Origin of the sequence: Mariniflexile sp. TRM1-10 (assembly GCF_003425985.1) — a bacterium.
Lineage (GTDB): Bacteria > Bacteroidota > Bacteroidia > Flavobacteriales > Flavobacteriaceae > Mariniflexile.
Genome location: NZ_CP022985.1, coordinates 3,550,800 through 3,563,698, shown reverse-complemented (window position 1 = coordinate 3,563,698; position 12,899 = coordinate 3,550,800). Strand labels below are relative to the sequence as shown.

Annotated in this window: 6 protein-coding genes; 1 reads left to right on the top strand and 5 read right to left on the bottom strand. The window is 36.1% G+C overall.

Annotated elements, in window-relative coordinates:
* Positions 1-403 precede the first annotated feature (403 nt).
* Complete coding sequence (locus CJ739_RS14865) at positions 404-811, top strand: hypothetical protein (protein ID WP_162880229.1); 408 nt, start codon at positions 404-406, stop codon at positions 809-811.
* 748 nt (positions 812-1,559) lie between these two features.
* On the opposite strand, the gene CJ739_RS14860 is transcribed toward CJ739_RS14865, so the two are convergent.
* The 5 genes from CJ739_RS14860 to CJ739_RS14840 all read right to left on the bottom strand — a co-directional run bounded on the left by CJ739_RS14860 (position 1,560) and on the right by CJ739_RS14840 (position 12,040).
* Entirely contained in the window at positions 1,560-3,473 is a 1,914-nt protein-coding gene (locus CJ739_RS14860) for a glycoside hydrolase family 2 protein (protein WP_117176697.1), read from the bottom strand.
* Between the two features lie 115 nt (positions 3,474-3,588).
* Positions 3,589-4,797: a glycoside hydrolase family 88 protein gene (locus CJ739_RS14855; protein ID WP_117176695.1), complete on the bottom strand. Its 1,209-nt coding sequence runs from the start codon at positions 4,795-4,797 to the stop codon at positions 3,589-3,591.
* Positions 4,798-4,982: 185 nt separating this feature from the next.
* The gene (locus tag CJ739_RS14850; protein ID WP_117176692.1) at positions 4,983-6,992 is read right to left on the bottom strand and encodes a DUF2264 domain-containing protein; all 2,010 of its coding nucleotides are present in this window, start codon (positions 6,990-6,992) and stop codon (positions 4,983-4,985) included.
* Between the two features lie 295 nt (positions 6,993-7,287).
* Positions 7,288-8,964, bottom strand: a complete 1,677-nt coding sequence (locus CJ739_RS14845) for a RagB/SusD family nutrient uptake outer membrane protein (RefSeq protein ID WP_117176690.1) — start codon at positions 8,962-8,964, stop codon at positions 7,288-7,290.
* A 22-nt stretch (positions 8,965-8,986) separates the two neighbouring features.
* Positions 8,987-12,040, bottom strand: a complete 3,054-nt coding sequence (locus CJ739_RS14840) for a SusC/RagA family TonB-linked outer membrane protein (protein WP_236951517.1) — start codon at positions 12,038-12,040, stop codon at positions 8,987-8,989.
* Positions 12,041-12,899 lie beyond the last annotated feature (859 nt).

The window sequence follows — 12,899 nt, the reverse complement described above, 5'->3', positions numbered from 1 at the left end:
CAGCATACCATTGTTCCCATACTAGTTTCTAAAGACTTTTCATTAGAGTACAAGTCCTTTATACCTCTCTATTTTTCTAACTCTGTCCTTGGTAGGGCGCCCCCTTGCTAACCTTTTTTTTATTTTTTGCATCCCTTTTCCCGCTCGATAATTTAGAGTGGCTTTCTGCTATTTAACCCTGTTGATTGCAGTTGAGCCTTGGGTTGCACAATCATTTTTAATTATTTTCTAAAACAGATCGTGTAGAATGGGTGAATACGCTCGTTCCAATCGATCATAATATCTAAAATCATGAAAGAAACATTAAGTTTTTATGACGTAAAAAGTAAATCAAAGTTTGAATCGAATGAATATGATGTACGAGAAAAAAGCAACCGCTATTTTGCAGTTACAAAATCCCCTAATGGTCCCCACGAATGCTGGAGAGTTTTATCCAAAGAACAAAGTGAACGGCTCAAGTAGTAACACCGTATGTAGCAAAATCAGTATTCAAGTCTCGAAACTGCTTGAAAAGTGGCAATCATTATTGCACATTCATTATTGGAATATTCTATGCGAACCAATTGATGAGATGCAAGTTATGGATGATTTAAAAGGCGATATGCCTGGCCATGAATTTGTAGGGATTGCGATCGATTTTACAAATCTATTAGGCATTATCTACCATACAAGGCCCTTGCAGGAAGATGATATTGTACACGAATTGCTGCACGTTCGCTTTCCTGATTGGAGTGAACAAGAAGTGGATTATTGGACCAGCTTGCTTATAAACCGCCCAGATATTGATATATTAAAATTAAATGGCGGTTAATTAGTTAGAAACCGGGAGTTATGAATGAAATATATAATATACTCCGTTCAAGGGAAGCAGTTTTATCACTGCTTCCCTAACCGGTTTCTTGTTAACAATTATCCTATTCGTATTGCTATGGCAGAAAATCTGACTAAAAGGGTTGTTGACATTAATTCAACAATACATGAGTAATTATATGGCAACTAATAAAACGACATCCATCAAAAAAACCGATAATTATTATAAACAATTTCATAATAGCGGACACTATTTTTAGACTGATGCTGTACTTTTGTATTGTACTGTGTATTGACCAATCATATACAGATCCACAGAAATAAACCACCTTGACTGGATAAAACTGAGCGTAACAAAATCATTGCTAAGCCTATATGTGGCTTGGGCTGGAACACGTTTTAAATGCATGATGATTTCCATTTTCAGCGGTTCACTTTCACTATTTTTTGCATGTATGTACTTAACTCAATTTAGAATTGAATGCTCCTTCATCTAGTTTAACGTGAGTTCGATTTATTCTTGTCTGATAATCAATTATTTGCATTAACACTGTCTGGTCGAGCCTTTCGTCTTCGCTCAAGATAAACTAAAGTCGAGACCTCATTTAAAGGCATCAAAGTCTAAAAACCTCTCGACTGCGCTCGAGGTGACAGAAATACTATTCTTTAATCATATAACAATCAATAATTTGCATATCGTTCTATATCGATCTCACGTTAGTTTAAAGTTTTTTATTTGTTGAAATATTCTAATGCCCAGCCTTTTCTTTCAGCTCTTTATAATACTGTTGAAGGACATAAAAGGCCAGTTTTTTATTTCCTTTATTGTCTATTAAGCCTTTACGGTTCCACCCTTCTTGATAATCGGGGTTGTTTCTTCTGGGAGAACGGAAATCGGCAAGTATCCATGGGGATACGCCACTAAAATTATCAGGGAAACGCTCTTTGAACATGGCTATCTGTTCTTCATAAAACCATTTCTGGTATTCTTCACTAAATCGCATTTCCTTTTCATCATGGAAGCCTCCCTTGGCTCCGGCACCCGTTTCGCTGATAAAGAAAGGCTTGTTATATTTTGTTTCCCATTGGGCCGTTTTACAGGCATCTGGCAAACCTCCGTACCAACCAAGATACTCATTTAGAGAGACTATATCGGTATATTCCCCTAAAGGGTCATCTACGTAGTTTTTCCCTTCATTATATCCTACTTCCAATGCTGCCGATACCAAACGGGTGGGATCCAGTTTTTTAGCATCTTTTACCAAAGTGCTCATAAACTGGGTACGGGTTTCACTGACTGGGGTCTCGTTTCCTACCGACCAAATGATTACCGAAGCCCTGTTTCGGTCGCGGACAATCATTTCCTTTAATTGTTTTTGTGCTTTTTTCAATACCTCAGGATTCCCAAAATCTATAGTCCAGTACACAGGAATCTCTGTCCATACCAGAATTCCTAATGAATCTGCCATACGTGGCATATATTCGTTATGCGGATAATGGGCCAAGCGCACCATATTGGCATGTAATTCTTTTACTTGACCAAACAACTGCGCAGCATCTTTTTTACTATGAGCCCTTCTTACCTCCTGCGGAATCTCTTCGTGGATGCAAATTCCTCTCAGGAAAATCTGTTTACCATTCAGCTTTATTTGTTCTCCATCTACTTCTATTTTTCTAAAACCTATCTTATCTGATATGGGATTACCGTTAAGTTTTAGGGTTATATCATACAATTTTGGATTATCAGTAGACCAAAGGCTGATTTTTTTTACATCAAATTCAAATTTAAGGGAGTCGCCAGTTACCTTGTATTGTCTTTTTACTTTCAGCTCTGGAATTTCTATGCTAACCTCTGCATCGGTAACGGCTTCATTCAGTTTGACCCAGCCTTTAATATCATATTTTTTTAATTGTTGGGATTTTATGATGTCCTGATCCTGAGCTAACTGAATATGGTATTGCTGAATGAACTCTTGTGGAACCACAACCAGTTTTACATCACGGGTAATACCTCCGTAATTCCACCAGTCGGTATTAACGGTCGGAATTTCTTCCTGATGGCGTTCGTTATTTACCCGGACTACCAAAAAATTGTCTTTATCCTTTAACAACGCTGCTGGAATCTTAAAATTAAAAGGGGTGAAACCTCCTTTGTGCATGCCTAGTTTTTTTCCGTTCAAATATACATGGGCTTCGTAGTTTACCGCACCAAAGTAGAGGTATACATCTTCCCCGGAAGTTACATCGGGTGTATCAAAATTACGTTGGTACCACACAGTACCTTCATAGTACAAAAATTGCGGATCTTGCGAATTCCAATCCCCGGGAACCTGTATGTTGTAGGGCGCCTGATACCCGTGTTCTGTCCAATCGGTTTTCTTCTTTGGTACAAATTTATTCCAATAGGCACCTCCATCATTTTTCCTTCGCTCCCTTAAACGATAATCATAAAATCCCGTTTCGTATGGGTCAATAATATAATGCCATGTTCCGTTTAGCGAAACGGTTTTTCTTCCCTGGGTATTGATGATCAAATCGTCTTGAGCGTTTGTATATAACGGATTTAAAATGGTTAGCAATAAAATGAAAGCTGCATTTTTAATAGCTCTTATAAAAAATCTACAGGTTTTTGAAACCTCTGGGGTTTGGTTAATTAAATTCATTCTTTTTATTTTGAAATTAAACTGATACAATATGTGACTGTCCAAGTTCTATCCTTTGGTACTGCCTTTTCGTGTTGCAATCGACTTCATAGGTTTAAAATCTGTATTTTTTAAATTAGTTGTTCATTTTTTCATAGCGAACCATAGCTTCGGTTAAATAATAATCCCCGTAAGTCAGCGGTGTATCAATTTCAGTACCGTTGGGCATATTACCTACTCCGTGTTTTAATAAAAATCCGCCATTAGTGCCTTTTTCGGCTATATATTCAGGAGTTAAGAGGGTTTTTAATATTGTTTTGGCAGCATCATTATATTTTGCTTGTTTTTCTTCTTCTACATAGGTACTCAATTCCAGTAAAGCCGAAGCTATTATAGCAGCTGCCGAAGAATCCCTTAAGGCATTCGGAATATCCGGAGCATTGAAATCCCAATAAGGGATATGATCTTCTGGAAGGTTAGGATGATCTAAAAGATAATGGGCAATATGATTAGCCTGTTCAAGATATTTAAGGGCTTTGGTTTCCCTGTACGTCACAATATATCCGTATAATCCCCATGCCTGACCACGTGCCCACGAAGATTCATTTGCCGCTCCTTGGTTGGTAATCTTTGCTTTTACATCTCCTGTATTTCCATCATAAATAACCTCATGGTAAGAACTGTAATCATCCCTAAAATGATGCTTCATTGTTTTATCTGCATGATTTACAGCTATATTATAATATGTACTGTCCCCACTATGCTGGGTGGCCCAAAAAAGCAATTCTAAGTTCACCATGTTATCAATAATAACTACCACATCATCTCCTTCGCCTTTATTCCATGGTGCGTTGTCCCAAGAGCGTATGCCCTTTACCGTATCATTATATCTTGTGGCTAGTGATTTTGCACTATTCATAAGTACTTCTTCGTATGCCTGTTTGGGGAACAATTGTTGTGCTTTACCAAAACTGCAATACATCATAAATCCGAGATCGTGTGTGGAAGTATTGAATTGCTCCTTTTTTAAATCTTGTAGAACTTCTTCCGCTATTTTCTTTAGTTGGGGAGCATCTGCTGCTTTATACAGGTATAATAACATCCCCGGATAAAACCCGCTACACCACCAACCTGAATTACTTGTTTCAAGGGAATCGGTTTCGGCATGATATGTTTTGGGATAAACACCTTCAGATAGTTGATTGTTTAAAAATTCGTATTGTTTTACTGCTCTTTGTAATGTGGAATCAATATCCACAAGCAATGGATCTTTTTTTTGTTTTCCCTCCTGTTTACAGGCAATAAAAATAAAAATTGAAAGAAATATAATTATTAGTTTTTGCATCGTTAAGTATTTATCGCTTTTTAGGCAAATTGTAATTTGAATAATATATGGTTGCGTTTTCTCTTAAGCAAACCTTCGCCGTCAACCTGTATAATACTTTGTAAAAAACATATTGGGTCTCCTGTTTGCTTCATAAAGCTTTATCAAAATTGGGATAAGCCACTTTTTCCGTTAGAAAATGCGGCTTATTTATCACCTGCATTCATTGGTTTTCTCTTTACTGTCACATTTTTTGCAAAATAGGATGTTCCTGTATGAGGTCCCATGTCTCCTGAAGAACCTTCCATTTGCAAGTTGATGATAAGCCATAAAGGCTTGTTCGTAAAATTTGTATAGTGAACCCCGGTTTGCTCACCATCAATGTAATAAGTGATGGAGGCATGTTCTGCATCAATGTACTTTAATTTAACCGCATACGTATGCCAATTTTCTAGGGCATCCTGAATGGTTCTTTTTATCGTGGTTACATTCTTTGGGGTTATAAAGGTATTTTGCCAGTTTACGGCATCGCCTTTAAATTCCAGAATATCACTTTCTGGTGGCCAACCATCGACCGCCGTCAACCAAAATGCCGGCCATGTACCTTGTTCCGTTGGGGCTTTAAATTCACCTGAGATCATATATTCAGGGTATTCTTTAGATACTTTTATTTGGTGTTTTGCATGTACAGCGCCAGAGTGGTATTTAATAGCAAGATGTGGTGGCGATGTACTTTTTCCTTCTCCTTTTGCTACAGGCGATGCTTTTAAATGCAGTGAATTATTTTCAAGTCTAATTTGTGATTTGTACATCCTCGCCGACCCATTATGGTCTGTTCCCCAAGGATAAAAATAGTTCCAATTAGCTTTAAACCTTTTCATATCATCAAAAGAATCAGCTTCTATTATAGTTTCCCAGTCTTCTTCTTTTTGATGCTGATTTGGAGAATAGGCATGATCTATGGGTGCCTTGCCCCCTTCCCATATACTTTTTTGCGTCCAGTCACTAGCCGGGGCTGCCCAAAAAGGGGTTTGCTCCGGAAGTCCCAATACCAAAAAAGCTGCAGTACATAAATACAGGCTTCCGGTAGAAATATAGCCTTCGGCAATGTCTTTTTGACGTCCGTAAAAACCAATAGTGAGCCATCCGTTTTCATCAAAAGTCCCAGGAACGTCCATCTGTTTTTTAATGAGCGTATATAATGCCGAACGTACTTGGGTTGGGTTCATATTATCTGGTAATTGCTGCATTAAAGCGATTTGTGAAAGCAGCTGAAATGCCCCACACCTATAGGCCAACGAACGCCCTATGGGTGGAAAAGTTCCTTCGGGGGATATCAAACGCTCTTGAACCTCAGCATAACGTTGTGCCCGCTCTAAAAAGACATGGCTCTCATTTATAAATTTGTCTTTATTTACCCAATGTTTTAACAACTCTTTCTTTTCTTTTAAAACCGAAAGTATATCCAATATCATGGGCTGGATAACGTAACTGTTATAATAATCCCAGTGAAAATCCGGACCGTCTCCATACATTCCATCACCGAGGTACCATTCATCATGTTTAATGAGTGCATATTCCAAGCGGAGGATATCTGCCTTTCCCTCAAATTTTAACAATGCTGCCTCAATAGTGGCGCTAAAAAGCAACCAGTTCATATAATAAGGTGAAATGTCCCGTGTTTTTTTAAGCTCTTTTAAAACATTTTGTTGGGTGGAAGCATCCAATCGCGCCCATAATTGATTTGGGGCGCGGATTAATGCTTCTGCAAAAAATGCAGCATCAACAAGAGGCTGTCCACCTTTGGTAAAGTTCATATAATCCTTAGCCTCAGGGTCAACAGCGTTTTTAATGCCCTTTAAAGCCAATTGAATGTATTTTTCCCTAAGTTTTCCTTCCTCGGTATCATCTGGTCCCAATTCAAGCCACGGCGCCATACCAGCCAACGTTCTACCAAAAGCTTCCAGATAAGTCACATGTGTGCGTTCATCCCATGCGTGAGGTGATTTCTCTACGGGCATCAGCTCTTTTAATTTATTTTCACTCAATGCTGTTAAAACTGGATCACTTATTCTAATTAAAGAAGAAACAAAGAAGTCACGTATCTCTTTAGGAGCATCTTTATATGATTCCTCTTTTTGGGAATACGTGTTATTTGTAATCAAAAACAAAAACCCAATAAGCGATAAAGTTCTTTTTACAGTTTTGTTATTCATAATGTTTATTTTAAACGTGAGTTCGATGTAATATAATTTGATATACAAGTATTTAAATAGTTGTATAAATAAAAAAACGATATCATTACAAAACCTTAGTTCAGGTTGATAAGCACACCTTGTAACTTTTAACGGTTTAACCGTGTAATCATTGAATTGTGTATCACAAACTTCATACGTACATCAAACTTTGAACTTTGAACAAAAACAGGCACGTATGTTAAGTTAAAAAAAGAGAAGAAGACATTATATCTTCTTCTCAAAACTAAACTAATTACAACTAAACTCAATTTTTTTAATACCCTGGATTTTGTTCTAAGACGGCATCCTTATTAAGGTCTATTTCACTTTGTGGAATAGGTAAAAGCATGTGAAAATCCTGTAATCCATTCGTGGTTTCAATATTACCTCCTGCTAAAGGCGCTGTTCCATTTAAACTTTTTGCTCGGTCTACAAGGGTTCCTGTCCTTACTAATGTCATTCTTCTATTTTCTTCACCAATTAATTCTCTTGCTCTTTCATCTAAAATAAAGTCTAAAGTCATATCTCCTGCACTTACTGTTGGGGCATTGGCTCTATCTCTTAGAACATTTATGTCGTCTGCAGCACCATCAAAATTATCTTGCTTTAATCTAGCTTCAGCTCTTAACAAGTAGGTTTCCCCTAAACGCATCAGGATAAAATCTTTAATCATGTTATAACCAAAAACGTTTCTGCTATCAAATGCACCCCATTTTAGTGTATATGGCACGTATTTATAGATGGTGTCTGCTGCAAAAATTTTAACCTCACTACCATCAGGCAAAGGAAATACAGCATCTTCTCCATACGGTACTTCTGTTCCTCTAATGGCATCATATTTAGAATCCGGATTATTAAAATAGTGCTTACGATGGATTGAATATTTTGAATTACGCATATCTTCATCATCATAAAGATCATATACAACCCAATTATTTAATCTAATCCTAGCCAATCCTCTTCCACCTAATGTATCTGTTGGTACCATTCCCGGTAAATCATGATAAGATCCGCCCCAAACCCTTCTAAATTGGGAGTTACCAGTGCTTCCACCGGTTACATCTGTAGGGTTTTCTTGCTCTAAAACCCAAATAGCTTCAGTATTGCCTTGATTTCTTCTTTGATTTCCATAAAGGAACATATCTGAAAAAGCGTCTCCAGGCTCACCTGCACGAACACCGTATCTATCCGTTATTAGTGAATATTTTCCACTAGTAATGATATCTGTACATTGTTGTTCTGCTAAATTAGGCTTATTAGTACGTAAATAGACTTCTGCCAAAAGCTGGCGCGCCATATTTTTATTGGCTCTTCCGTGGTATGCCGCTTGGTCTGTATCTGGTAAATTAGCAACAGCCATTACCAAATCTGCCTCTATAAAATTATTCACATCACTTAAAGCGGCTCTGGTAAAATCTGTTTTGGCATCATCTATGGGTTCTGTAATCAAGGGAACGCCTCCATATAAAGTTGCTAACATATTATAGGCATAAGCTCTAAAAAAGCGTCCTTCTGCATTGTAAGCATCAATCTGTTCTTGAGTCATCCCAATGGCGCTTCCAGATTCTGCATTTGCTATAATAGTGTTTGCATTATTTACAATTCTGTATAGACTCGACCATATTCTCCATGAGCCAAAATTATCGGATATTAATTGTGAATAATCAAAAAAAGGTCTAGCAGCTCCATTGGATCTACCCGCAGGAGCCCATGTAATATCGGTTCCTAATTGAAAAATCCCTGGAAAGGTTTGGTCCCAGTCTGTGGTATAAAAATCTTGACTTAGATTGTGATACAAACCTACCGCTGCGGCCTCGTAACCCAATTCATCATTTAATGTTTCTGGCGCTGGCGCATCTAATACTTGCTCATCTAAAAAAGACTTTTGGCAAGAATAGTTTGCAAGTAACAAAACATAAATACCAATTATATATTTTATATTTTTTCTCATTTTACTTGAATTTTATTTTTTATTAAAGTGTAACATTTAACCCTAAAGAAATCGTTTTTGTCGTAGGGTAATTATTTGTCCAGCTTCCTCCAGAATTATCTGAAGAACCTCTCGAAAAATAAGTAACTTCAGGATCCCATCCATACCATTTTGTAAACGTGTGTAGGTTTCTACCAGCGGCATAAATAGTTAAGGCATTAACGCCTATTTTTTCTAAAATAGAGGATGGAAAGACATAACTTAATCTGACATCTTTAATTCTTACATAGCTATAATCTTCTGGAAAGGCATAGCCCTTGTAGTTTTTATAAGCTGACAATGAAGGCCAATAATTGTCTTTGTTTTCAGGAGTCCAATATCTAAAATCCGCTGGTAAATTTCTTCTTCCAGCCTCATCAGCGTAGGTAAGGTCTCTATTGCTTTTTAACCCGCCTTGAGAGGTTTGGATAAATATACTTAAGTTGAAATTTTTATATCTGAATGTATTGGTAAAACCACCAACCCAATCTGGCGTTGTTCTTCCTAAGATAACTCTATCTTCATTATCTATTTTTCCATCTCCATTTTGATCTTTAAACTTGATGTCTCCTGGTTGGGCAACTGGGTCTACGGAAGCAATATCTTCACCTTCTTGCCAAATACCTTCCTTTTCATAATCGTAAAAAACACGTAAAGATTCACCAATAAACCATCTGTTTCCTATATCGTCCTGACCATCTCCATAAAGATCCAAAATTTCATTTCTGTAAGTGGAAAAATTTATTGATGATTTCCAAGAGAAGTCTTCAGTATCTATATTAACTGTGTTTAATGTAACCTCTAAACCTTTATTTTCCATACTCCCCAAGTTGCTCCAAATATTAGCATAACCCGTAATATTAGGGAGGTTTCTTCTTAATAATATATCTTCAGTTTTTGATTGGTAAACTTCTACTGTCCCTGAAATTCTATTTTTAAGGAATCCAAAATCAACACCAATGTTTGATGATGTTGTAGATTCCCAATTAAGATTAGGGTTTCCAATATTATTGTATCTAACACCTGTTAAAACTGTTCCATTAAAAGGAAATCTAACACTAGTTGCTGTTGTAGCGGTTTGATTAACATCTATCGCCTGGTTTCCTGTTTTACCATGTGAAAATCTGATTTTTAAGGCATTAACAAAATTTGAATCTTCTAAAAAGCTTTCATTTTTTATGTTCCAACCTATCGCAACTGATGGAAAAACACCAATTTTGTCTGTATTTGCACCAAAGGCAGAGTAGCCATCCCGTCTTGCTGTTAGTGTTAATAAATAGCGACTGTCGTATGAGTAATTAATTCTACCCATTTGAGAAACTAATGTATATTCATTTCCTTGTGAATTAACAGATTGGGTAGTTCCTGATGCCAAATCATAATACGATAAACCATCGTTTACAAAACCTACAGCTCTAGACTCAGATTGAAAATAATCAACTTTTTGGGCACCATATAGAGCTGTTACATCAAAATGATGTTTATCGATATCTTTTGCATAGGTAAGAATGTTTTCTATAACCCAGTTACCTGTTTCACTGTTTGAAACAAATCCAGTACCACTTTGGTCGTCGGCAGCTCTACCCGAATAACTTTTAAAATTACCCCAGTTATAAGTGTAAGAAGCATTCATTCTATATGTAAGCCCTTTAATTGGTGCCAACTCCAAGAAACCTGTTCCTGTTAAGTTTCTAGCAATATCTTCCCTGTCTGTCGTTAAACCCAATAGTGGGTTTCTAAATAATAATTCGGGACTCATTGGATATATTATATATGCGCCATTTTCATCTTTTGGCACAGAATAGGGACTCATAGCGGTAGCTTCTAAAAAATTAGCCCTGCCGCCACTATAATTGTTTTCAGAGAAAAATGCCGAGGTTCCGATTTTTAACCAATCAGTAACCTCTGAATCCGCATTGAATCTAAACGTATTCTTCTTAAAATTATAGCCTTTTACGACACCATTTTGTTCCAAGTGGGCCGCGGAGATATAGTACTGTGACTTTTCTGAAGCGTTAGACAAACTAATATTATGTTCTTGTATGAATCCAGACCGTGTTGCTTCACCTAACCAATCTGTTGTAATACCTGCGTCATAATTTTCAACCTCTGAGGCATTTGGTAGTACCGCTGTTTGGCTTAATCCATTTGCTGTTAAAAAATCAGCATATTTTTGTACATACGCATCTGGTCCCATAGGTGTTAGTGGGTTTGCCATAGCTTCTACGCCAGCATATCCACTATATTTAACTATTGGCTTGCCATCAGATTGTTTTCCTCTTTTAGTAGTTATAAGAATAACGCCATTACTACCTCTAGTACCATAAATAGCTACCGCTGAAGCATCTTTAAGCACTTCAATGGATTCAACATCATTGGTATTTATATCATTTGTTACACCAAAGAAAGGGATACCGTCTAAAATGATTAACGGTGAGTTACCTGCATTTATAGAGTTTATTCCTCTAACTTGCACAGATGCCGAACTACCAGGCACAGAAGATGATTGAGCAATATTTAACCCTGCCGTCGTTCCTTGAATGGCCTGTAGCACATTCGTGACAGGTAGGTTTTCTAATCTGTCTTTTGGCACTGAAACAACAGAACCTGTGATGTCCGATCTTTTTTGTGTACCGTAACCAACTACTACAACTTCATCTAAAGCAGCAGCATCTTCTTGTAAGGTTATATTAATGGTGGTTTTTCCGTTTAAAGCAACTTCTTGGGTTTTAAAACCTATATACGATACAACTAATATTGAGTTCGCGTTCGTTACATTTAAAGAAAATTTACCATCAAAATCTGATTGGGCACCGTTCTTTGTTCCTTTTTCTATAATATTTGCTCCTGGTAAAGGCTGTCCATTACTATCTGTAACGGCACCCGATATTTGAACACCTTGTGACTGTTTCAATTCATTATCAAAATCTGTAATATTTATTTCACTTGCTTGAATTTGACCAATGGTCATGCATAAAACGAGTAATGCAAACTTCATCTTAAAATCAAATTCAAAAACATTAAAATAAGAGTTCTTATTTTTAATTAATTTTTTCATATTTAGTTTAATTTGGTTATATTTTTTAGAATCGTTGTTTTCCAAAATGGAAACTTTAGGTAATTGCTAGTGTTATTTTTACATCATATTTCTTTTTTTAGTTTTTAGTTGATAATTAATTCTTAAGTATTTGTTTTTCGTCATAATCATTTGTTTTATAGTTATTTTAAAAAGGTTAATTCCATTTTGTTTTTCCCTACCAATGACGTTTTTTTAAATTAGGACTTCGACAAGCTCAGTCTGACAAACTAAAGGTCATTTTATATTGCTTTTTTTTAGAATAAAAATGATACCTCAACATGGCTTCAACTAATACCATAAGTGAGAAGTGTATTAATTTCTGTTCATTTAGCATATTGCTTATGTCTATTAGTTTAAAGTCTTCATTGATGCCTATTTTTGAGATATTCATAATGCCTTAAGGTTCTTAATTAATAGATATTATCTAAAAATCTAGGGACTGATTGGTCTATAAAATTTATATTTAATAAATTGCTATTGTTTATAATTGTAATTAATACACTTTTTAAAAATCAGATAGTAAAACTAAATGAAGTTACGTAATTCAAACAGGCACAAATGAGCAAAAAGAGGGGCACAATAGACCCAAATGGAAGAGAAAACTAAAGTATATTCTATTTTAATTATTACAGAAATAACAATTTCTATTTTAACTGGTAGATAAAAGTGATTCGTTAGTTTTTCAAACTGTCCGAACACGATTGTCTACTTAATGATTAGATATCTTTTTTAATAATTTTATTGTAATTTACTACATTTTTAAAACCTTATTATTTATGAAATCGCCATTAACAAGAAGTTTGATTGCAATTTTCAAATCACAGAACACTTAAAAAAT